The 24035-nt window shown below is 47.0% G+C and carries 20 protein-coding genes and 1 pseudogene; all 21 read right to left on the reverse strand.

Features of this window, described 5'->3' with window-relative positions; translation table 11 throughout:
- Positions 1 to 53: 53 nt before the first annotated feature.
- The 21 genes and pseudogenes from G9G54_RS00380 to G9G54_RS00480 all read right to left on the reverse strand — a co-directional run bounded on the left by G9G54_RS00380 (position 54) and on the right by G9G54_RS00480 (position 24013).
- Positions 54 to 1964 (reverse strand): glycosyl hydrolase, encoded by a 1911-nt coding sequence (locus G9G54_RS00380; RefSeq protein WP_165175462.1) that lies wholly within the window; start codon positions 1962 to 1964, stop codon positions 54 to 56.
- Positions 1965 to 1992: 28 nt separating this feature from the next.
- Positions 1993 to 3897, reverse strand: coding sequence for a heparinase II/III domain-containing protein (locus tag G9G54_RS00385; RefSeq protein WP_165175464.1), 1905 nt, complete (start codon positions 3895 to 3897; stop codon positions 1993 to 1995).
- 207 nt (positions 3898 to 4104) lie between these two features.
- Positions 4105 to 5097, reverse strand: a complete 993-nt coding sequence (locus tag G9G54_RS00390; protein WP_069291798.1) for a cation diffusion facilitator family transporter — start codon at positions 5095 to 5097, stop codon at positions 4105 to 4107.
- A gap of 247 nt (positions 5098 to 5344) precedes the next feature.
- Complete coding sequence (rpsN, locus tag G9G54_RS00395; RefSeq protein ID WP_028542369.1) at positions 5345 to 5614, reverse strand: 30S ribosomal protein S14; 270 nt, start codon at positions 5612 to 5614, stop codon at positions 5345 to 5347.
- Positions 5615 to 5811: 197 nt separating this feature from the next.
- Positions 5812 to 6780 (reverse strand): ABC transporter ATP-binding protein, encoded by a 969-nt coding sequence (locus G9G54_RS00400; protein WP_165175466.1) that lies wholly within the window; start codon positions 6778 to 6780, stop codon positions 5812 to 5814.
- Positions 6773 to 7756: an ABC transporter ATP-binding protein gene (locus G9G54_RS00405; protein WP_023988366.1), complete on the reverse strand. Its 984-nt coding sequence runs from the start codon at positions 7754 to 7756 to the stop codon at positions 6773 to 6775. Before G9G54_RS00405 ends, G9G54_RS00400 begins: the two co-directional genes overlap by 8 nt.
- Before the next feature lie 13 nt (positions 7757 to 7769).
- The gene (opp4C, locus tag G9G54_RS00410; RefSeq protein ID WP_165175468.1) at positions 7770 to 8696 is read right to left on the reverse strand and encodes an oligopeptide ABC transporter permease; all 927 of its coding nucleotides are present in this window, start codon (positions 8694 to 8696) and stop codon (positions 7770 to 7772) included.
- Positions 8697 to 8711: 15 nt separating this feature from the next.
- Complete coding sequence (locus G9G54_RS00415) at positions 8712 to 9665, reverse strand: ABC transporter permease (protein ID WP_023988364.1); 954 nt, start codon at positions 9663 to 9665, stop codon at positions 8712 to 8714.
- A gap of 107 nt (positions 9666 to 9772) precedes the next feature.
- On the reverse strand, positions 9773 to 11494 hold the full coding sequence (locus G9G54_RS00420) for an ABC transporter substrate-binding protein (RefSeq protein WP_185156265.1): 1722 nt from the start codon (positions 11492 to 11494) through the stop codon (positions 9773 to 9775).
- A gap of 202 nt (positions 11495 to 11696) precedes the next feature.
- The gene (locus tag G9G54_RS00425; protein WP_165175470.1) at positions 11697 to 12632 is read right to left on the reverse strand and encodes an ArsR family transcriptional regulator; all 936 of its coding nucleotides are present in this window, start codon (positions 12630 to 12632) and stop codon (positions 11697 to 11699) included.
- A gap of 251 nt (positions 12633 to 12883) precedes the next feature.
- Positions 12884 to 14293, reverse strand: coding sequence for a discoidin domain-containing protein (locus tag G9G54_RS00430; RefSeq protein ID WP_165175472.1), 1410 nt, complete (start codon positions 14291 to 14293; stop codon positions 12884 to 12886).
- 371 nt (positions 14294 to 14664) lie between these two features.
- Positions 14665 to 15396: pseudogene (locus tag G9G54_RS00435) on the reverse strand (dockerin); the annotation flags it as partial.
- Between the two features lie 163 nt (positions 15397 to 15559).
- A complete protein-coding gene (locus G9G54_RS00440; protein ID WP_165175473.1) occupies positions 15560 to 16717 on the reverse strand; it encodes an amidohydrolase in 1158 nt (385 codons plus the stop codon).
- Positions 16718 to 16773: 56 nt separating this feature from the next.
- Positions 16774 to 17790 (reverse strand): LLM class flavin-dependent oxidoreductase, encoded by a 1017-nt coding sequence (locus G9G54_RS00445; RefSeq protein ID WP_061830373.1) that lies wholly within the window; start codon positions 17788 to 17790, stop codon positions 16774 to 16776.
- A 15-nt stretch (positions 17791 to 17805) separates the two neighbouring features.
- Entirely contained in the window at positions 17806 to 18558 is a 753-nt protein-coding gene (locus G9G54_RS00450) for an amino acid ABC transporter ATP-binding protein (RefSeq protein ID WP_025722945.1), read from the reverse strand.
- Positions 18555 to 19265, reverse strand: coding sequence for an amino acid ABC transporter permease (locus G9G54_RS00455; RefSeq protein ID WP_165175475.1), 711 nt, complete (start codon positions 19263 to 19265; stop codon positions 18555 to 18557). The genes G9G54_RS00450 and G9G54_RS00455 overlap by 4 nt, the downstream gene beginning before the upstream one ends.
- Positions 19262 to 20041 (reverse strand): amino acid ABC transporter permease, encoded by a 780-nt coding sequence (locus G9G54_RS00460; protein ID WP_165175477.1) that lies wholly within the window; start codon positions 20039 to 20041, stop codon positions 19262 to 19264. Before G9G54_RS00460 ends, G9G54_RS00455 begins: the two co-directional genes overlap by 4 nt.
- Positions 20042 to 20117: 76 nt before the next feature.
- A complete protein-coding gene (locus tag G9G54_RS00465) occupies positions 20118 to 20966 on the reverse strand; it encodes a transporter substrate-binding domain-containing protein (RefSeq protein ID WP_165175479.1) in 849 nt (282 codons plus the stop codon).
- Positions 20967 to 21126: 160 nt separating this feature from the next.
- Positions 21127 to 22017, reverse strand: coding sequence for a LysR family transcriptional regulator (locus tag G9G54_RS00470; RefSeq protein WP_165175481.1), 891 nt, complete (start codon positions 22015 to 22017; stop codon positions 21127 to 21129).
- A gap of 107 nt (positions 22018 to 22124) precedes the next feature.
- Positions 22125 to 22655 carry an NADPH-dependent FMN reductase gene (ssuE, locus tag G9G54_RS00475; protein ID WP_165175483.1) on the reverse strand — a complete coding sequence of 177 codons (531 nt, stop codon included), beginning with the start codon at positions 22653 to 22655 and terminating at the stop codon, positions 22125 to 22127.
- A 17-nt stretch (positions 22656 to 22672) separates the two neighbouring features.
- Positions 22673 to 24013 (reverse strand): LLM class flavin-dependent oxidoreductase, encoded by a 1341-nt coding sequence (locus tag G9G54_RS00480; RefSeq protein WP_013310067.1) that lies wholly within the window; start codon positions 24011 to 24013, stop codon positions 22673 to 22675.
- Between the last annotated feature and the right edge of the window lie 22 nt (positions 24014 to 24035).

Genomic DNA, 24035 nt, shown 5'->3' on the forward strand with positions numbered 1-24035 from the left:
TCCTCTCCCTTTTTCCACATGTTTAAAAATATATATGGCTACACCAGTTCCATTTATTCAGGTAACCGAATGATAAAGGAAATGCGGTTGCCTTCACATTCCAGACGCGCTCCCTTAAGTAAACCATTCCGACAGGCCACAGAAGCTAATTCTTCCGGCCAGACCACATTCGTTCCTTCCGTCGTCGGGATGACTTCAAGGCTTGCACCTGCGTATTCTACTCGAATGCTTTCCGTTTTTTTCCCAGCTGACATGACATGATGAATAACGCTGCGCTCCCGACCGTCGTACGCCATTAGGGGAATAAGTGCCCCTACATTCTGAATATTGCCTTGAAGCTCATACGCCACTTCAATTTTGCCGGGTACCTGAAGATAATGCGTTCGGATTTCCCTCACTCCCGGGAATGGGCCTTCCCATAGGAGTGTAAAATCCGTTGCTCCGTCAGACGCTGAGCTTTGTTCCATCTGTACGGTTCCTCCACCATCCTGCGGGTCAATCCCTCCATCCCGGTCGAACTCCAGCGTACCGGGAATGCCCTCCGACAAGCTGTGCCACTTTCCGTCCTCCGTTTGCCAGGCTGGGGTATAGCTCAGCGGGAAAATATCTCCCTCCGCGAAGCCTGTAAAGCCGCGGTCTGCATGACCTGCTGAGGACGGACCGATCAGCGACGGCAGCGCAGACTGCTGAATACGCACGATGCCCGGAATATTGTACGGGTCGTTGACCGATGTTTGCACAAGCATTTGCTGCCCGTCTACGGCTGCAATGACAGTCTGGAACCAGCCATCCGTTGCCAACACCCGGCTGCCGATCTCCGCCGGGATGAAGGTTGGGGAAATGCGATCCATCTCCTCACCATATAGAAGGGTGTGGGCCAGCACAGCCGCCGTCCACAGACTGTAGCAGGTATGATTCGAGTACACCTCAAAGCCATGCCGTGCCTCGGACGAATAATGGTTGCGGACGATATGCAGCTTGCCGTCATCGGTCTGCCAGCGGCTAATCGCTTGCCAGCATAGATCTGCTGCCCGTCGGAACGCACCTGCGAGCCCATGCTCTCCTGCTGTAAAAGCCTGCTGAGCATGTGTTGTAAAGACAAAGGCCGCCGCCGCTTCGTTCCACTGATGCTGCGCGCTTCTTCCACGCGGCGGAATTTCCCCGTGCGGGGATAGCGCCAGCAATGTGCTGAGCGCTCCCCTGCGAAGGTAATCACGCAGTTCGAGTGCGCAGCTGCCATTATATCCGTTCTCCAGCATCACGCCCAGATGAAAACGTGTAACGATATCGTAGGCAAATGGGCTATTGGGCCGATCCAACGGACCATCCTGATACAGGCCCAACCCGGTAAAACGAGGCAAATGGTAGCTGCGGATATACGTCTCCATCCATTCCGAATCGGCTGCAATTCCTTCCGCTGCACGCAAAAACTCGCCGGAAATCATAATCGCATTCCAGTTGATCATCCGATTCGGATTGTTCATTTTGCTCATCGTAAAAATGTAGGTCTGCTCCGGCTGAATTCTGCTCAGTTGCTGCTTCCATGCCGTAGCTTGTTCTGGCAGCAGATTTTTAAGGAGCCGATACGCGCCCATCATCATAATTGGAAAAAAGTCTGGGTGGTGATCTGGCGCTTTTTCCTCCACTACACAAGCTATGCTATGCGTCAAGGCCGCAGCAGCAGATTCCAGTAAATCATGCCGGCCTTCTTTGACCAACACCGCCGCAGCCAACGCATAGGAGGGGGTGGAGTAGTACCGTTCACTTTCAGAATGGGGGTCAATGATAGCTCCGGTATCATCCTGATGCAGGGCATATGCGCGAACCAGCTTTTCCAGCACGGCCAGCTTATGTTGGTGAGTCCATCCGTCATTCACTCGATTTGGCTCGCTTTCCACCTGTTCTATAAATCTCTCCAGCTCCGTCTGCCAAGGGTACACGCTGCCTGTCTGCAGCTTATTCATCCTGTCTGCCTCCCATTCAAAATGAAAATTAATGTATGGTAAAAAACAGATTGCAATCTACGCTTGCAGAATCGCTCCAGTGATTGGAGTATAGTCGCAGCGATGTTTTATAAAACACAAAGGGAGCTCCGTCATGATCTATGTGCTTCACAGCCTCCAACCCCGCCCGCAGCACGCCGGCATCATAATCTAGCCTGACGACTGCGTTCGCTCCCTTCCATTCTACGAAGCCTGTTCCCAGATTAGGCTGAATACAACTGATGAAAAACTCCTCCACATCCCATGACTTCATGCTCACGCCAGACGTTTCAAACTCAAAATGATCGGTGACGGTAAGCCTTGCCCCCTCGTTTCCCTCCAGCACATTCCATATAAAGGAGCGGGTGAAGACCGCCAATTCTTCTACGGGATAAGCAGATGTCAAATCAAGCTTAAGCCTTGTGCCCGTCTGTACCTCCTCCTGCTCATCCAAAGCAATATCCAGCACAACCGCCTTTGCCTTTGCGCCCGATTGCTGCATAGTCCCATTGATGACAGGCACGGAATGACCACTAGAGGAGATATTAATAATCGACTCTCGTCCCGGTGAAAAATAGGCTTTCGTGTACAAGCCTGCTCCCAGATCACACAATAGATTTTCGCCACCGCCATGAAGGATGAAATGTCCAAGATCGTTATGATTGTGCGGTTCATTGTTATGCCCAGCCTTCGCTGAAAAAGCAAGCATGACACCTGGTTCACCCATTTGGCTTCTGGGTCCACTATGGCTGGAACTGCGGCTGCGGCACATCAGCCAACCGAGTTGCGGCAAATAATTGGCAACGGTCTCACCGCTCCCAAATGCCAAAGAATTCGTCCAAACCAGGTTACGCAATACATGAGCCCAGCGGCGACAGGGGTCTTCCAACAGACCAGGTACGCGGAAAGGGAGTGTAGATGGTCGTTCTTGCAATGAATTCAACTGAGAGATGAGTCCGGAAGGCAATCGTTCAGTTTCACTACTGTCCGAATAATTAGCGAAAATTCCATTCGACAGATGAACCCGCTCTGCAAAGGCTGCAATTTGCCTAACCTTTTTCGAGTTCAGAATATCCACAGCTCCCTCGGTAAACTCACGCAGCATATCGGCAAAATAAATGAAATAACCAAAGCCGTACACCCAGTATCCTACGCCTTCGGGGCATCCCCCGTCCTCACTATAGCCTGCCAAAAAACAATCCAGCGCGCCCAGCATACTCTCGATGGCTACCGCTCTGGAAGAGTCATCTTCTACCAGCAGCAGTGCTGCAATTCCGCAACCGGAAGCACATACTGCCGACCAGTTATGATCTGCGGTTTTCCATCCAAAATGACGAGGCTTCCAAAAAACGGGTTCCAGTACACGACGTTCGATCTCTTCGTGCACCTGAGCGACCACATGGCTAGCCAGTTGTTCTCCTAGCAGCAATAAAATTTCAACCAGCGTTTGTGCTGTTTCGGACGCGAATAAATCCACCTGCTGCCAAGGCGGTGTTACGGTGTCCTCTTCATTGACATGTGCAGGAAGCGCCCATGTGTACTCACTGCATATGTCCAGCAGACCGCTTTCCACCTCTTTCATCTTTCGTGGCTCCGGCTTGACAACAGCTTCCAGCACTATAGCGACCAGTCGTCTACGCCGTTCAAAATACACATCCTCATACGGCTTGCGCTCTCCTGTATTAGCAAATTGCCGAAACAGAGACAACGGCAGTTCAGGCCATGATGCTTCCCGATTATCTTTACAGACACGCTCAATATCCATCCAAAGCTCGGCGTATATCGGCTCAGAGACAGTCGTCCGTAGCCTTTTTGTCCAATTACTCCTTAACCGTTGCCTTGCTGAATCCTGCATGCCGCCAGCCAGCGCCTTAACGAGCCGCGAAGCAGGCCAAGCCTCCCTCAGAAGACTCATCTGCATTTCCTCCTCATGAGAAGCATTTGTTTCACCTTCTTTTTTTGTTAACGCTTTCATTGTATCTAACAATCATTGTAAATTCAAAGGGGTAGCAAAACAATTGAGAAAAAATAAAAGAACCTCTATGCCCCGTTGCCGTGGTCATGGAAGTTCTTGTTTTACACTAGTGCCAATCTCCGTCCAGATTCGCTTTGATCATGTTTTCTAAACTGTGGGTTTCTCTTGTTTCCACTTTCTAATCCCGTCATCCTCCAGAATACCCAGTGCTGCATCTGAGATATTAGGATCACGCAGCAAAGCGTCCTCGACTCTAAATTTAATATCGTCAGCATCTGCCAGCGTCATGCCCGGCGTAAGCTCAATCAACCCTTCCACGTGATAATAGCGTCCCTCCTGTAAAATACGCATTTGATAAATATCCGTAACATGCGTATCTGCGAGAATAATGGAAGCCACACGTTCTTCGATATCAGGAGGAGCAGATACACCGATCAAACCTACCATGTTGTCGTAACCGACCCGGAAAGCAACACCGACCATCAGACAACCGATGAGAATACTTGAAATGCCGTCCAGCAGTTTAAAATCTGTCAGCGATGTGACCACCACTGCTAGCAAAGCGAGTACTCCACCCGTTGTTGCTACCAAATCTTCATAAAACACCAGCCGGGTTGGCGGTGCAGCACGCCCCACATGACGGAACGCAGAGGTGAAAATGCCTAACCCCTTCGCTTCTACTCTGGATTCATGCAGCACTTCTTTCATCGCTTTGCTCCATACAAATCCGTCCACCACTAGTGACAAAATCAGCACTATTACATTAATCCAAAATCCATGTGTAGATTCAGCCGGATGCTGCAGCAAATGAATGCCTTCCAATGCGGTTTCATAGGCCATAATCGTTACGACAATAACGGCAACCATACAGAACAGGTTAATCACTCGTCCAAAGCCGGTAGGAAAGCGTTTTGTCGGTTTTTTCTCTGCCAGTACACTGCCCGCGAATACAAACATTTGATTCACTGCATCCGCAATGGAATGCATCATCGTAGCAAACATAGAACCGCTGCCTGTCAAGGCAAAAGCAATCCCCTTAATCAAGGCAATGCCGGTATTACCTAACGCCGCCGAGCCCGAGGATTTGTTTCCTTTTTTGACCATACTCCAAAAGGAGTCCTCTTTCTGTTTCACTTCCATCTTGTAGCTCCTCCTGAGGTATACATAATCTGATATATCATCGTTTGTTATGTATTATTTTTAACCCGTCCATATTCTACCTAACCATCTGAGGAGAATCAATACAAACGATAATATTTTCCATGGAAAAGGAATGCCCCATGTCCCTACGACATGAAGCATTCCCGTTACAACCTTCTATCAGACATACCCTCAGGTTAACAACACAGATAATCTCCATGCGCTGACGATTGACATAAGTGCCTATTTACCAGCTTGATTTCGTAATTCCTGGAATTTGGCCTTTATGTGCCAACTCGCGGAACGCGATTCGAGACAGCTTGAATTTGCGCAAGTATCCTCTAGGTCTGCCTGTCAGCTCGCAACGGCTTTTCAGGCGGGTTGGAGATGAGTCACGCGGAAGCTTTTGCAAAGCTTCGTAGTCCCCTTTTGCTTTCAATTCACGTCTCAGGTCCGCATATTTAGCTACAATTTCCTGGCGTTTCTTCTCTTTTACGACTTTTGACTTCTTGGCCATGTAAAGCTCCTCCTTGTGATATATGCCAATCATGAAGGTTCACCCTCACTACCGCGAGATGGATGAACACGGATATGGACTTGATTTCACATATTAAATAGTAATAATTACGATTAATATAACGTTACTCCAGGTGTGTTGTCAACCCAAGCGGTTTGAATCATAACATTAAAAAGCCGTTGAAACAGTAGCTCTGTTCATTCAGCCAAATGGCAAGCCACCCAGTGATCTGGACGAGCCTCACGATAGAGTGGAATCTCTTTGGAGCAACGATCGATTGCAAAGGGGCAGCGAGTATGGAACTTGCAGCCCGAAGGCGGATTAACCGGACTAGGAATATCCCCCTTGAGCAAAATTCGTTCTCTTTTCAGCTTCGGCACCGGAATAGGTACAGCCGACAGCAACGCCTTCGTATACGGATGCAACGGATTCCCAAATAGCTCGTCACGCGAAGCCGTTTCGACCATGGAGCCTAAATACATCACGCCAATACGGGAACACAAATGTTCTACCACGCTCAAATCATGCGAGATGAACAAATATGTCAGACCTCGTTCGGCCTGCAATTTGGCGAATAGGTTAATAATCTGCGCCTGTATGGACACATCCAGCGCTGATACCGGCTCATCAGCGATAATTAGATCCGGCTGAAGCGCCAGCGCTCGGGCAATGCCGATCCGTTGGCGTTGACCTCCCGAAAATTCATGGGGAAAACGGTCGATATGATACTCTGACAATCCACATAGCTTGAGCACGTCCAGCACAATCTGCCGGACCTCCTCCTTCGATGCTATACCGTGATCCAGTAGCGCCTCACCAATGGCATCACCAATCCGTACACGCGGATTCAGCGAGCTATATGGGTCTTGAAAGATCAGCTGAATTTTGGGACGAAGTTCCTGCATCCCTTTGGCAGACAAGCTGTGCAGATCCACCCCTTTGTATTTTACGGTACCGTCCGTTTTATCCGTCAATCTAACAATCGTGCGGCCCACCGTGCTTTTACCGCTCCCCGATTCCCCTACCAATCCGAAGGTTTCACCCTGACGGATCGTAAAGCTGATATCGTCTACCGCCCGCACATGTCCTGAAGTACGGTTCATAAACCCGGACTTCACCGGAAAGTACGTTTTTAAGCGGTCTATTTCCAACAACGGCTCAGCCATGAACAACCGCCTCCTCATATAACCAGCAGGATGCTTTCTGCTGAGCTGAAACTTCTTTTAATGTAGGCTCCTTTACACGACAAATGTCCATGCACTGCCCACAGCGGTCATGAAAATAACAGGAAGTCGTCAGCTCCAGCGGATTAGGTACCTGCCCGGGAATGGAATACAGTTCCTCTTGGCGCTGATTAAGCACCGGTTTGGATTTTAGTAACCCTTGTGTATAAGGATGCTTGGGATGATTAAACAGCTGTACCACTTCGCCTTCCTCGACGATCTTGCCTGCATACATCACAATGACGTAATCAGCCATTTCGGCGACAACACCCAGATCATGGGTGATTAGCATGAGCGACATATTGGATTGGGCTTTAAATTCACGCAGCATATCGAGGATTTGCGCCTGAATCGTTACATCCAGAGCGGTGGTTGGCTCATCCGCGATAAGCAGCTTGGGACCACAAGAAACAGCAATCGCAATCATAATTCGCTGCAGCATCCCCCCGCTCAGCTCATGCGGATAACTTTTTAAAATCTGCTCCGGCCGGGATATACCGACCTGTTCGATCAGCTCCAGTGCTCGCTTACGAGCTTCCTTACGGCCCATTTTCAAATGCTCAATCAGTGGTTCGGATAGCTGTTCACCAATGGTCATGACCGGATTCAATGAAGACATCGGCTCCTGAAAGATCATGGAGATTTCATGTCCGCGAATCGTGCGCATCTCATTTCTGCTAAGCTCTAGCAGATCGGTTTCCTCAAAGCGGATGCTTCCGCCTGCCACTTTACCACCGGGACTCTGGATCAGACCCATGATCGACATCGCAGTAATACTTTTGCCGCATCCCGATTCACCGACAATGCATACCGTTTCCCCTGGCTTCACACGGAAGCTGATATCATCCACCGCTTTAACCGTTCCTTCTTCTGTATAAAAATGAGTGCTTAAATGTTCAATAGAAAGTAAATTGTCCATGGTGTATGATCACCTACCTCTTATGTTTCGGGTCAAGTACATCCCTCAGCCCGTCACCAAAAATATTAATAGCGATGACTGTAGCAAAAATAGACAGTCCTGGCGGTATCCACAACCACGGACGTTGCTGAAAATCCAGCACATTGTTAGCGGCATCAATCATGTTGCCCCAAGTCGGTGTTGTGGGCAGCACGCCAAGGCCAAAGAAGCTGAGCACAGATTCACTCAGGATGGCTCCGCCAATATTCAATGTAGCGATAACGATCAACAACGGTAAAATATTCGGCAGCAGATGCTTGAACAGCTTTCGACGATTCGAGAGTCCCAGTACCGTCGCGGCTTGCATAAATTCACGTTCCCGCAAACTAAGCATCTGGCCCCTCACCATCCGTGCAATCCCCGGCCAGTTGACCAGACTAAGCATCAGCATGACAATATACATCCGTTGATCGGGTGGAACCTTCCAGTCCGATAGCAGCGCGCCCATAATAAATAGCAGGGGCAAACTGGGAATCGTCAGCAGCAAATCAGCAACGCGCATAATAATCTGATCCGCAATCCCGCGAAAATATGCGGATACGACCCCCAGCGTAGCCCCCAAAAAGACTGACAATACCATTGAAGCCAAACCCACGGTAAGAGAAATTTGACCTGCTTGCATCACACGTGTCAACACATCCCGCCCCAGCTTGTCTGTTCCTAACCAGTGATGGATATTTGGCGCCTTGTTCATCATTAATATATTTGTTTTATTATCGGAATAAGGAGAAAATAGCGGACCGATAAAACAGAGCAAAAACATAAATACCACGACAAGCAGACCAGCCATAGCAAGCTTGTTTCTGAACAGCTGCCGGAGCGCTTGCTGCCACATTGAAGATTTAACAGTTGTTCGCAGTCTGCCGCTGCTCTTGCTCAAATTACTGCTCACGGATGACATTCCTTAGCCCCCTTCTTACACTTTCACACGCGGGTCCGCGATGCGATACAAAATATCGGACAACAGTGTTCCGATAACGCTCAATATGGCAATTAGCATCGTAAAGCCCATAAGTAGTGGATAATCCCGGAGCGAAAAGGATTGCATGTACAACTGACCGATTCCTGGCCAATTAAAAATCTTTTCAATAATCAGGGACCCGCCAAACAGCGCAGGTAATTCGAAGCCAACGAGCGTAATGGCAGGCAGCAATGCATTTCTCAATGCGTGCGTAAAAAGTACCTTTCTTTCCTTTAAGCCCTTTGCACGGGCTGTGCGTATATAATCCTGCTGGATCACGTCGATCATATTGCTACGGAAGTAGCGGGTCAACGACCCCAGTCCCAGCAGCGTCATAACGATCACTGGCAAGGTCATATGCTGGAGAACCTCCTTCACATACTCCATACCTGTAGCGTTACTCCCCGTATTAAGCATGCCACCGGGTGGCAACCACTTCAGGTCAACCGCTGCGATTTTAATCAGATACAACCCGATAAAAAATGAGGGCACAGACATGGCAGCGAAAATCACCACCATTACCAAAGTATCAAACCATGAATACTGCTTATAAGCAGCAACCACACCGATAATGACCGCGATAAACCAGGTCAGGAAGGTCGATACAACGGCCAGCAAAAACGAGTTCCAGATATACTCATTAAATAAGGTCAGCACCGGCTTTTGCTGGGCAAGCGAATAACCAAAATTTCCATGCAGCGCATTGCCCAGCCAATTTCCATAGCGTTCAAGAATAGGCTTATTCAGGCCGTAAATTTCCCTCAGCTCCGCCTTTCTCTCTGGCGACAGCTTCAGATTGCCGCTAATGAAATCTCCCGGTGTCATGGCATACAGGAAAAAAATCATCATCGAAGCGGCCAACAAAATAATAACCATATACGTCAGTCTTTTCGTTAAAAACGAGCTCATGACAGACTCCTTTCAATTCAAGGGCAGGCTACTCATTACGTTTCCCCTATTTGGGAGGCCCCTTGATCCGAACCTGATGTTCTTCACAAGGGGCCCGCAAATGTGGCTTATTTAAGGGACCATTCGAACAGATTACCAGACAAGCCAATGAACGGACTGACCTTTACATGTTCCATCCGACCATTGTAGGCATACACCGTCTTCTTATAGTTGGTAAAAATTACGGGCAGTTCATCGTTTAGCAGCACATATAATTCTTGATATATTTTCTTGCGTTCTTCCATATTCGTCGTAGACAAGCCTTTTTCATATAGCTCTTTTACCTTTGGATTGTTATATCCCTTGACTTCTCCATTGACGAATTGCTCGATTCCATCTGATGGATCTGTCAGCATGCCTGTCGAAAAGGCGGCAAGATCATAATCCTTACCTTCTACTTTGGCGACCATTGCATTAAAGTCTGCAAAGATTTCCGGCTGTAGGTCAACGCCAATCGCTTTGTAATTTTCAGCCGCAAGCGCAATAAAGGTGTCTGTTTCTGGACGTTTAGAGGTCAGCAGGTGAATGGTCAGCTTCTGACCGTTTTTCTCACGTATGCCGTCACTACCTTCTGCCCAGCCCGCTTCATCCAGCAGCTTTTTCGCTTGCTCTGGGTCGTAGTTATATGGATTGATTCCATCGGTCGTGTAAGACCAGAATATTGGGGAAGCTGGAATGTTTGCGACCGCCCCTGCTCCCTGAGCTGCGTCGACATAAATGCTTTTCCGATCCAGTCCATAGGTCAATGCTTGACGAACCTTTTTATCCTTAAGCTTTTCATTTTCAAGATTTACTTGCAAATATCCGTAAGTGCTAGGGGTATACGGCAAAATGTTTAAAAAGCCAAGCCCTTTTAGTTTGTCGATATTTTCCTGAGTTGCGGTGAATTGAGCAAAATCGGTATCGCCTGTTTCTATGAATTGCCAAGCGTCGCCTTCTGCTGTTTTGTAAATGAAATGCTGTGTTTTCGGTTTGCCTTTGAAAAAGTGATCATTCGCCTCCAGACGAACTTCTTGCCCTGGAATGAACTTTTCCAACTTATAAGCCCCATTTCCCAGAGGGCTACTATGTAAATTTTTAAAATAATCCAGCTGTCCGAACTTGTAATCCTTGCCGTAGTAGGCTTTGGACAGTACATAGTCACCCAGAATCGGCAGAGCCAGCGCGTTTGGTTTTTCCAACGTCGCAGAAATGGTCTGCGCATCAATCACCTTGATTCCTTCAATTTGTTTTGCCTTGCCTTCCGTATAGTCTTTGCCGCCTTTAATGTTCAGCTTTCGGATTTGGCTGTCACCAGGATAGGCTTTGTCATAGATCAACGTCCAGGTAAAAGCGACATCCTCTGCTGTCAAAGGAGAGCCATCACTGAATTTTGTACCGGGAACCAGATGAAACGTGTACGTTAGATTATCCTTAGAAATATCCCAGCTCTTAGCCAGATTGGGCAGCGGAAGCCCCTTCTCGTCTACCGTGACCAGCGGAGTCCACAACTGCGAAATCACGTTGCCGTCATAGCCGCTTTGGTTAAAATACGGAGTAAACACCCCGGCTGGGTCAGTCAGACCAACAATAATCGTGTCGCTTCTCTTTTTGGACACTTCCGGCAATTTGGATAAATCTGAAGCTTGTACCAGACTTGTTAATGGCTGCGCTGTAGCGGCTGTCTGTGCGGCATCACTATTTTGCGAAGCAGCATCGCTAGCGCTATCTGATCCACCACTCGAGCAAGCTGCTAATAAGGTAGAACTTGCCAGAAGTAGGCTGCTGAGTAGAATAATTCCCTTTTTCAAAATAATCCCCCCAAGTTAATTTAGTAAATTCCGATCGAACAAGTTGTAATTAATAAGATAAATCTCATTATAGGAATCTATTCCGGTTCTGTAAAGAGAGAACTCCATTTTTTATGTAAAAAAATAGACGTCAACTCATCTGGATTCCAAATGGTTGGCGTCTATTTGTTTAAAGTGTTAAAGTCTAACTGGTGCGTGCAGCCTAATTTCGCTCCATATAGCCAGTAATGCTCCGATGCATTTCATCCACAGCCGAAAGCCGTGCGCTATATCCGAGTAATGTTTCGCCATCAAAATGTGCATGGATGAAGCCAGAGGCCCGGAGCTTAAAAATATGGTCGTGCGTGATTCCCTTGGACAGCTTGAGATGACGGACAATCTCAATAAAGGTTCGTGGAGACTGACTTTGATACAAATATTTTAAAATCTTGAGCCTGCTCTTCTCCCCCAAACTTCGAATCATTCGATATTCCTGTGGGGATAAAAAATCGTCATCCTGAACATAAATACCTGCCGAATAATGACACAGCAGGAGCGATCCGAATCGATAAATGATATTAATCGGCTGAAAATGATATTGCGGTACCAGCAACACCCGCGTCAGCCCTTCGGAAGGCTCGAATCGGAAGCCATTTGTGGTACGATCCACCCATTCCATAGGGCTATATACGCCCTTCTCCTTATTTCTCCGTTCAGCTTCCTGTTCCAGACCGCTAAGAATACTTGTATCCACATGGCGAAAATACTCCTCGTCCCAGCCAGATAGCAGTTGCAAAGCAAGTTTGCGAAGCTTCTCCATGTCGTCAGGCAGCGGGACCCCATAAGCTGATGCCTGTTCATTTAATTCCTGTACAGTCCGGTTCTCCAGACGGTCTACGACCTCTTCCGTGTTTCCCTGATCAGAAAGCATACAGACGAGTCCATAAATAACCTTCCAATCTGCATTAATTTCCATGGACTCCAGCAATTCGGACAAACCTGGAGACAGCGTTCCACGCACTTGCTCCGCCCACCCGGCTGATAAATCGGTCTTCTTGTAAGCCTTGCGGCAAATAAAGGTGTGTAAGCTGCTAAGCAGCTCAAACGCCGGTCCATAGGCTACATGTACATCGTAAGGAGCATTCACGTCGTAACTCATCGCTTTCTGTCCTCTTTTCTTTCATGTCTGAAGTCCATTATACATACTATCGTACACCCATTCATTCTTAGTGATCCATTCATACGAGAATGTAGCAAAACACAGATACAAATATGAAGAAAACAAGCGTCATAATCAAGGCGCAAAAAAAAGCCTGATCTCATCAGACTTTAACTGTTCAGCTATGAATTCAAAAAGGTTGTCTCCCACAAATATCGCAGGAGACAACCTTGGGACAAATAGTATGATGTTTAAAGTTTGTTAGCTGCTACTTTCCACTCCAATATTCCTGTGGATGCCGAACCTTTGGATACCATTTCAATTCTTAATTTCGTTGTTTTTACAGGCGTAAAAGTAGTCGTATTATACTGGTCTGCCGAAGTACCCAATCCATTAGCCTGCTTGACATTGGACCAGCTGCGACCATTCCAATACTTAATCTTGTAAGACTTAGGAACATCAATGCCAGCGCCATCTTGGAACCAATAGACATCCGTTTGGGATAATGTATATTCTTGATCAAAATCATATTGGACCCATTGTGTACCCGTCTCAGGCCAGTTACCATACACGGCATGACTTCGATCATTAGAGCTGGTTGGGTCAAATCCATCATTAAGCGCGCTCACATTTTCCCAAGGCGAAGTATAAGAAGTGCTGACCGTTGCAGCTGGCGCAATGTTTACGTTTTCATTAGGTGATGGATCGATGGGACCCTCATCGCCGTTAGTCACGCTTGGGAAACGAGAAGTATCTTTTTTGAGCTGACTCCAGGTATAGCGCAGCATCCAGATATCCCAGTCGGTGATATGATCGGAATTACCGGCCCACATAATAGTGTTCGTTGGGAATCCACCTGGTGGACGCTCATGTTCTTCATAAAAATCGTTTAATCCAAATCCATGCCCAATTTCATGTTCAGTAATCTCAATCTCATCCGAATTCACCGTACTCAGAACGTATTCATCATTCATACGCTGTCCCCAGTCGCCGCCGGCTCCCCCGCCAAAATTTTCTGTGGCCCAGAGATACATATCAAAGCGTTTATCCAATCCACCCGGATACGAATAGTTCGGGTCCGAAAAATGCTCAAATCGCGATATTTCATTAGGTGCAACGGGAAGTGCGGCAGGAATTTCCGGTTTTTCAGAAGCTAGTGTATCTGTAATGGTATCCGTATAAACGACCTCGTCAGGTTGCTTGTCCAGTAATAGTGAAGGATCAGCAACAGCCCACCCTACCACTTTTACTTTAATATCCTGATAGGGCCAACCGTCATATCCTTGAAGATGATCTGTCCAATGGTTCATCTGCCGATCTATCATTTTAGCAATATCCTGGCGTTGCTTCAGTGTGACGGGCTTAGAGGATTGCCAGCGTATAACATAATTAAGAGTCCCTTCTCCCGCAAAAATTTGATCAAAAATCGTATTTTTACGAACCGTCGAGCCTTCAGTCAACATCCTATTCTTCCAAACCCATTCCACTGAGGATTTGAGATAAGCTGGCATATCAGCTAACGTCGAATCACCCGTTGCCGCAACCACAGAATCCCCGTTTAGATGAGAATCCGCTGATACAAAACTAGCGTTTCCCATCAGTAATGAACTAGCAATGACTACTGAAAAAGAAGCCATCATCATTCCTTTTCTGTTCAACATGTATGTACCTCCATATCCATTTGTATTATTGCAATAGTTTTCTTGAAATAACTATCTCTATCACCTCTCTTTTCGTGTTTGCGAACTAATCTAGGAGATTAAGAGTACACTATCAAATCTCCTTGTCGTTTTTTGTAAATAATCACAAATCATATTATCACTGGATTATTGCATCGTCAATATTTTCCTTAATGATTTAAATTAGTCATTTTAATCGTATCTTGGAACATATACTTGATCTTTGCATGCACAAAACTGGTATTTTATAAAATGAAAAAACCGTTTATTCACTAAATCAATTCCACCATAGAATTTGATTTTGGAACAAACGGCTCTATTTATAAGCTTTTTTCACACTACTCTAGCATTTTTTAGCGGTTAGAAAAACGAGAGGTATCCTTTTTGACCTGGCTCCAGGTATAACGCAACATCCAGGTATCCCACTCTGTTATTTTGGGAGAATTTCCGGCCCACATAATAGTTGGCACAGGAAACCCACCGGGTGGACGCTCATGTTCTTCATAGAAGTCAGGCAAGCCGAATCCATGCCCCATCTCGTGCTCTGTAATCTGGATTTCATCCGAATTCAAGGTGTTCAGGATATAATCATCAGGCATACGTTGCCCCCAATCCCCGCCGGCTCCGCCTTGAAAATTGGACGTTCCCCATAAGTACATATCAAACCGCTTGTCCAGGCCACCTGGGTAAGAATAGTTAGGGTCCATAAAATGTTCAAATCTCGATAGTGCGTTAGGAGCAACCGGAAGTTTAGCTGGAATATTCGGGTCTGTTTTACTTAAGTCATCCGTAATGGTATCCGTGTAAACGATTTCATTAGATTGTTTGTTAAGAATCTGTGATGGATTCGCAACGGCCCAGCCTACTATTTTTACTGTAATATTGTTATAAGGCCAGCCATCATACCCTTTCAACTGCTTATTCCAATTATTGATTTGGCGACTCAGCATGGAAGCCATATCTTTACGCTGCTGAAGAGTGATATTTTTAGAGGATTGCCAACGCACTACATAATTTAGCGTTCCTTTTCCCGCATAGATTTGATCAAAAATCAAATTTTTACGGTTGGTTGAGCTACCTTTTATTTTTACGAGACATCTAAAAGGACAACGCCTACTCTCTTATTACACCCACTCTCTATTTTGAATAAAATTACAATTTTATACTATCATTGGAATGATATAGCGTCAAACAAAAATATCCCCTCTACAAGGAGGGGATAAGTATCCATAGACTAGGCTCGCACTCCTACTCTATGGATATCAATGCCGAATCTGCCAGTGAAGCCAGTAGCTTCGCTGTTCCGGGCAACGCGCGTTCGTCCAGATCAAAGGCAGGATGATGCCATTCTTGGCTTCCCGCAGTGCCGACAAAGACAAATACACCGGGGATGTTCTTCTGATAAAACCCAAAATCCTCGCTCGCCGAGGATGGTATGGGACGAACTACGTCCAGACCGACCACTTCTGCCGCCTCCTCTGCGATGGCGGCCAACTTACCGTCGTTCAGCACAGGCGGCGGACCCTCGATCCAGCGGATGGTCGCTTTCGTGCCGAAAGCATCGGCAACGCCTTTTACGACCTGTTCAAAGCGCTCAGTTACCTGGGCGCGAACATTCTCGTCAAATGTGCGAATGGTTCCGTCCAAATGGGCACGGTCTGGAATGATGTTCCAGGCGTTGCCACTGTGCAGCTTCGTGACGCTAATGACCGCGCTATCCAGCGGATTAACGCTCCGACTCACAATGGATTGCAGCGCCGTAATGATATGTGACGATACCACGATGGGGTCAATCCCTGCATGCGGCACTGCCGCATGTGTGCTCAGACCCTCCACCTCGATGTAAAAACCATCCGCCGCTGCCATTAGCGGACCTTCTTTGATGCCGACCGTGCCTACGGGCAGGTCCGGTTTGTTATGCAGGCCAAATATGGCCTGCACCCCTGCCAACGCACCACTGTCCAGCACTTGGGCAGCGCCTTTGGCCTTTTCCTCGGCTGGCTGGAACACCAGCCGAACCGTGCCTTTCAGCTCCTGCTCCCGCTGCTTCAGGAGTATGGCTGCTCCTAACAGGGATGCGGTATGAAAGTCATGCCCACAGGCATGCATTTTGCCGGGGTGCACCGAAGCATAAGGCAATCCCGTCTCCTCCTGAATGGGCAACGCATCAATGTCTGCACGAAGCGCGACAGTTGGTCCCTCCTGCCGTCCGCCGATTTCCGCAACTAATCCGGTACGCAGCGGCACATCCAAAATGGTTATGTTCTGTTCTTCCAGCAGACGGCGGATAAAGGCGGTAGTTTCAACCTCCTCGTTAGATAGCTCGGGATTTCGATGCAGATGGCGGCGAATGTCCACCAACTTCTGCTCCAAAACCTGCTCCTTCGTCCCGGTTGATCCACTCATCCCTATTCCTCCTTCGTGAACCCAAAATAGTTATAATTCTCTCAGACCAACAACATCTAGGACTGCACAGGCAATCCGGCAAAAGCTTCATGCAACAACTCGAACGAGCGCACACGCTTGTGTATATCTCTTATTCCTGTCGTAACGATCAGCTCATCGGCCTGATACTTCGCTTGAATTTCCGTCAGCACAGCATAGATTTCGTCTTTATTCCCTTTGTTAATTTGCGCTTGTGTAGCTTCAATTGTATATTCTTCACCCGATTGCTTGCCAAACTCTTCTGCACTTTCCAGCGTGCCCACCGTAGCCGTCTTGCCACTGGCCAGATGAATTTTGTACAGCTTGTGCTCACCTGCTAACTCTGCAGCTTCCTCGGAAGTGTCCGCTACGATGACTGAAAGCGCAAAAAGAGCTTTCGGCTCACGTCCATAACTATAATCGAAAGACGCCCGATACGTACGGAATGATTCCAATGCAACCTGCTCATTACTATTGATAAATTGCGAGAAAACGTAGGGCAACCCCAAACGCGCAGCAATTCCAGCACTGTCTGTACTTGTACCCAAAACGTAAATATCTGCTGGTATTTCTGGAATCGGATTCGCCTGTAACCCGGCTAACGGTCCTTCTTCAGACGGAATATTATGAATATAGCGACTTACTTCATCAATTTTTTCTTCGAGAGAAGGCGCATCATGAACGTTTCGTTGTAACGCCTGTGTGGATTTCGGCAACCCGCCCGGTGCGCGTCCGATTCCCAAATCTACGCGACCCGGTGCAAGAGAGGACAGCACATTAAAGTTTTCAGCTACTTTATAAGGGCTGTAATGCTGAAGCATCACTCCACCAGAACCGACTTTAATACGCTCAGTGCGTGCCAGCAAATGGGAAATGAGTACCTCTGGTGAAGAGCCCGCAACCTGCTCGGAATCGTGATGCTCTGATACCCAGAAACGCGTAAATCCCAATTCCTCTACACGCTGTGCTAGCTTAATCGTATTACGAAGGGCCTGCGCTGCCGTTTCTCCCTCGTGTATAGGGCTTTGATCCAATACTCCGATTTTAATACTCATGTCTCCCTCTCCCGTCTAAATTGAATAGTTATATTCCGGTGTAATCCGTTTCAGGAATTGTTTGGTACGTTCCTCTTTGGGGTGGTTAAAAATGTCGTCCGGTGTGCCTTCCTCGATAATATGACCGCCATCCATAAATACCACATGATTTGAAACATCGCGCGCAAAGCCCATTTCATGTGTAACGACAATCATTGTAATGCCTTCCTTCGCAATCTTGCGGATCACCGACAGCACCTCACCCACCAATTCAGGGTCCAGCGCCGAAGTCGGCTCATCGAACAAAATCACTTCCGGGTTCAGCGCCAAGGCACGCGCTATGCCGACACGCTGCTGCTGCCCGCCGGATAGCTGGCTTGGATAATGATTCAGCTTTTCACCCAGACCGACCTTTTCCAGCACTTCAATGCTAATTTTTTTCGCTTCCTCCTGCTTGACCTTGCGGACAACGACAAGTCCCTCCATGACATTTTCCAGCGCTGTTTTATGCTTGAACAAATTGTATTGCTGGAAAACCATAGCCGTCTTTTGACGTAGAGCCAAAACATCCTTCTTCGCAGGTCGCTTGCAGTTCACTGTAAAATCGCCAATGCTGACTTCCCCATCATTCGGCTTTTCCAGATAATTAATGCAGCGTAGCAGAGTCGTTTTTCCTGAACCGCTCGGGCCTAAAATAACGACGACCTCACCTTTGTTCACGGTCAAATCAATGCCTTTGAGCACTTCATGTTTGCCGAACGACTTCGTTATATTTTGCAGACGGATCATGATGCTCCACCTCCATTAAACACATTGATTTTTTTCTCCACCAAGCCGGATATTCGTTCAATCAATACCGTCAAACCCCAAAATAGCAGTGCAGCTGCAATATATACCTCTAAATATTTCCAGTTGGTAGATGCCAGAATCTCAGCCTGTGCCTGGATTTCTGTGACCGAAACCGTGAAGGCCAAGGTAGAGCCATGAAGCATCCCAATAACGGAATTCGTCAGGTTTGGCAAACTCACCACGAACGCCTGCGGAAATACAATCCGTCTCAGCACTTGCCACGTCGTCATACCGACGGCATAAGCCGCCTCGATTTGTCCCTTGTTGACCGATTGAATTCCAGAACGGACGACCTCAGACATATACGCGCCACTGGTAATGGAAAACGAAATGAGTGCAAATACCATATAAGGAACATCTTTGGATTGCAGCGGCCAGCCGAAATGCTTCGCTCCCGCATCAATCAACAAAGGCAAACTAAAATAAATAAGCAGCAAATGCATCAGCATCGGTGTGCCACGGATAAAGGTAACGTAACCGTGAGAAATCTGGGACAACACAGGAACCTTATAAATTCGCGCCAGCGCCGTTATAATACCGATGACCAACCCTGCCAGTACGGAAACCACCGTAATAATTAAAGTGTTGGGCAACGCGGAGAACAACCCTAAAAAGGCAGTATATATAAAGCCAAAATCCAGACTCATATGCCTTTACCTCCTTTACTAAGACGGGGACTTCTCAGGTAACGCACCACAAAGCTTTTTCGTTTTTCGGGTTCTTTCTGCACTGCATCCCGATGCTCATGCCGGAGAAGCGTATTTTCCAGCACCTTGAACAATTTTTGTAAAATCAGACTGATCACCAGATAGATAAGGGATAACGCGATATAGGTTTCAACAAAATGTTGGGTAGCCGCCCCTAATGTCTGTGATTTCCCTGTCATCTCCATCGCTCCGATCGTAAATGCCAGCGAAGTATCCTTCAGATTGCCAATCACCAGATTGGAAAATACCGGAACCACGACAGCCAGCGCTTGCGGCATAATGATACGTGTAAAGGTCTGATAGCCTGACATTCCGACAGACTGTGCAGCCTCGATTTGTCCCCGATCTACAGCCTCTACTCCTGACCTGATAATTTCGGAAATAAAGGCTCCACTATTGAGCGCGTAGGTTGCTACGGCAAACCACAGCACATCCCATCTGGAGGAATTGATATCCACCAGCTTTAGTAGCTCTGGCAGGCCGTAATACACCAGAAACAATTGAATTAGAATAGGTGTTCCGCGAAAAAAGGAAACATACACTTGAGAAACACGTTTGAGAAATGGAATGTTATACATGCGAGGCAGCGCAACCAACAGACCAATGATAAGCCCCAATACAAGCGAGCTTGCCACAATAAACAAGGTGATGTGTAAGTAAGACAGCATTTTCGGGATAAAGCTAAAAACATAGTCAATATTGAACTCTCTGCTCATATGCCTGCCTCCTTTCTATACATCAGCGGCCAGAATACATAGAGTACCCTGACCGCTGAAATGTCCACGTCTATCCTTACTTCTTACTGCTGCCTTCTTTTTTCACATCTTCCAGAGACTTAGTGAAATCCTCTTCAAGCCATTTAATGCTCAGCTTCGACAGCGTACCGTCGTCCTTCACTTCCTGAATGGCTTTGTCGAGGTCATCCGCCAACCCTTGCTCATTTTTGTTCAGTACATACAGTACATCCGATTGAGTCAAAGGATCACCAACGGTTTTCAGAGCTACTTCTCCTTTTTCATCGGTGTTAAAACGGTTCGCAAAGTCTGTCGTAACGGTAGCATCTATACGGCCGCTCGTAATTTGTTGCACCGTATCATTGGCTGCACCACTCGTATAAATGATATTTAGGGCATCTGCGTGGGTTTTGTTATACTCTTTCAGCACATACGCCGCATTACTGGTTGGACTGGTGAGTACCTTTTTCCCTTTCAAATCATCAATTGAATGAATGGTATTGTTATCCTTCGCTACAGCGACTCTGTTCAGAAAAATGCTATACGGATTTTTGTTGAACAGATACTTGGCCTCGCGCTCCGGGTTTTTTTCCATTTGATGCGATACCAGATCAATCTTGCCGGCATCGAGACTTAGCAGCAAATTTCCAAAGTCCATCGTTTTGAATTCAAATTCGTATTGAGGTAGGCGCTTGTCCAGCTCCTTAATCAGCTCCACATCAAAACCTGTTAAATTTCCGTTTTCGTCAATAAAGCATACATTTTTGAATTGAGTACCTGTGCCTACGATAATTTTCTTCACGTCTCCGCTTGAACCTGACGCGCTAGACGCGTTATCTGAGGAACCGCAGCCTGCCAACACCAGGATAATTGCCATAACAGACAATATTGCAAACCACTTTTTCATATGAATCCCCCTCATCTCTTTGTATATCAGCAGTTTGCGACATACATGGTAGCTACAACATCCAATAATTAATAATTCCTATAAGTTTAATTGGTTTTAGGATGTGATTAATTTAACACCTGGAAACCTATACGTCAATCCATCAAGCCATAGAACTTTTCTATAACAAAACAGCACCCCGGAAACCTTCTGTCAGTGCATCTGCAAAATCCGAGGTCACTGCACAGTCTTCTTTGGTCGCTATTATGCTAATCTGCATCGACACCCCAGCTACCTCTGGAACATGGATACGGAACAGTTTCTGATCTTTTACTTCACGGTTCACACAGACATCCGGCAAAAAGGCAATACCCGCTTTCTCCAATACCAGCTTTTTGGCCGTGACCACATTGTCTACCTGAAAAGCAATGTCCGGTGGTTGCTCCAGTGATTCAAAAGCGCGATGAATTCTCATCCAATCTAGTGATCCGCATTCAAAAAACACCAGTGTTTCACGTTGAATATCCTGTATGCTGGCCTTTCCTGTCTTCATAAACGGATGGCCGTCGTATACATACAGGGAAATCGGATCTTCATAAAAAGCAAGCGTACGGATAGCCGGATGCATCACTTTACGGACAAAACTAATGTCTACCTCACGGTTCAACAGTTTATGTACCAGTTGATCCGTCGTAGCCGTCACAATTTTGTAGTTAACCTCTGGATAACGGGCACGAAGCTGCTTTAATATTTCAGGAATGATGTAGTTCGACACCGATATCGTGCAACCAATTCGAATTTGCTGAGGGGCTTTCTTACGCTGTTGGAGCTTTTGTTTCCCTTTTTGCAGCACCTGAAGCATCTGCTCCGCATAAGGAAGAAACTTTCGTCCATCCTCCGTCAGAACCGTTTGCTTGCTTTGGCGGTCGAACAACTTGCATTCTAGCTCGCGCTCTAGCGTCTGAATCCGGGCTGTAACAGAGGGCTGGGACAAGAACAAGGCTTCTGCAGCCTTATTAAAGCTCCCATAATGATTCACGTATACAAAGGCTTCCATATTCTCGATATTCATACGCAAGTCCCCCAGTAAGTTTTATATACATTTATCCAATAAGTTAACTTGGTTTTTTGTATCATAAAACTCACTGAACGACCTGTCAATGGAAATATTGAAAATATCTATAATTTTAATAGCTCATTTAGTTCTTTAACAGAACGTTCCAACCGTGCAACCAATTCTTCCGACAACCCGTATGCTCCATCTGGCAGACGTTCGACCCACTGATCCACTGCATACACCCCGCCAAGAATATGTCTTCCGCCCAGTGCATTAATAACTGGCTTCAAGGCATAGTCAATGACCAGCAGGTGAGCCATTGTACCTCCGATAAATAAAGGCAAGACTGGTTTCCCTCTTAGCCCCTCCTGCGGAACCAAATCCAGGAATATTTTCAATAGTCCTGAATAGGACGCATTATAGACTGGAGAAGCCACAATAACGGCATCCGCTGCTGCAATCAATGCAAGTGATGCTGTGATGTCGGGGCTGTTAAAGTTAGCTGTGACCAGATCCTCTGCTGGCAAGTCGACCACATTCAGTAATGTGACCTCCGCTCCAGCCTGCTGCAACTGCTCCGTTGTATAGTTAATCAAGCCGTATAAACGGGATTGTGTAGACGGACTGCCTGATAGGATGACAACCTTGGACATATTTTTCCCTCCTTCTGTTATGCGTCAACCTTCACTTTGGATCTGGCTGCTGTATAGCGGTTCTCAGGAATAGGCACGCCCAGGTTTTCACGCAGTGTGCTAAATTCATAATCCTGACGGTAAATACCGCGTTCCTGCAAAATAGGCACAACCAGATTGACGAAGTCATGCAGACCCGATGGCACATCAGAACCAATAATGAATCCGTCTGCCCCTTTTCTTTCGAACCACTCCTGCACTCGATCCGCTACTTGCTCAGCGGTTCCGATAAAAGAGGTTCTCGGTGTAGCTGAACGCAACGCAACCTCGCGTAAGGTCAAATTTTGTTCCTTGGCTACTCGTTTAATTTTATCTGTACCGCTGCGGAACGCATTGCTGCCAATACCATCAAGCTCAGGGAATGGCTCATCCAGCGGATATTGTGAGAAATCATGATGATCGAAGAAACGTCCCAAATATTTTAACGCAGCCTCAATCGTCACCAGATTAGTGATCTCTTCATACTTACGTTCTGCTTCCTCCGTCGTGCTGCCAATAATCGGCGAAATGCCCGGCAAAATGACAATATCCTCTTCGGATCTACCATAACGTACCGCACGTTCTTTCACATCACGATAAAACTGCTGCGCTTCCTCTAACGTTTCATGTCCTGTAAATACAGCATCCGCTTCCTTGGCGGCCAGGTTTTTGCCATCCTCCGAGGAACCTGCCTGGAAAATAACCGGCTGTCCCTGCTTGGATCGTCCAATGTTCAGCGGACCCTGCACAGAGAAAAACTCACCTTTATGATTCAATGTATGCAGCTTTTCAGGATCAAAGAATACGCCGGCTTCCTTATCACGAACGAACGCATCCTCTTCCCACGAGTCCCACAGTCCTTTGGTAACCTGTAAATATTCCTCTGCAATTTTATAGCGCTGCGGATGCGACGGGTGCTCGCCTTTACTAAAGTTAAGGGCAGAGCCTTCCAGCGGGGAAGTCACCACATTCCAGCCTGCACGACCTCCGCTAATATGATCAATGGAAGAAAACTGGCGTGCTACCGTGAACGGTTCGCTATAGGAAGTTGACAGTGTGCCGACCAGTCCGATATGCTTTGTCACCCCAGCCAAAGCAGACAAAATCGTAATTGGTTCAAAACGGTTCAGAAAGTGGGGAATGGATTTTTCGTTAATGAACAGGCCATCTGCGATAAATACGAGGTCAAACTTCCCTTCCTCTGCCTTTTGCGCCTGCGTTTTATAAAATTCAAAGTTAACACTCGCATCCGCAGGTACTTCAGGGTGACGCCAAGTCGTCATGCTTCCCCCAACACCGTGAATAATCGCACCAAATTTAATTTGTCTATTCTTAGCCATAACTCTTCCACCTCTCTTGAAA

Source organism: Paenibacillus sp. EKM212P (assembly GCF_011066115.1).
Lineage (GTDB): Bacteria > Bacillota > Bacilli > Paenibacillales > Paenibacillaceae > Paenibacillus > Paenibacillus polymyxa_B.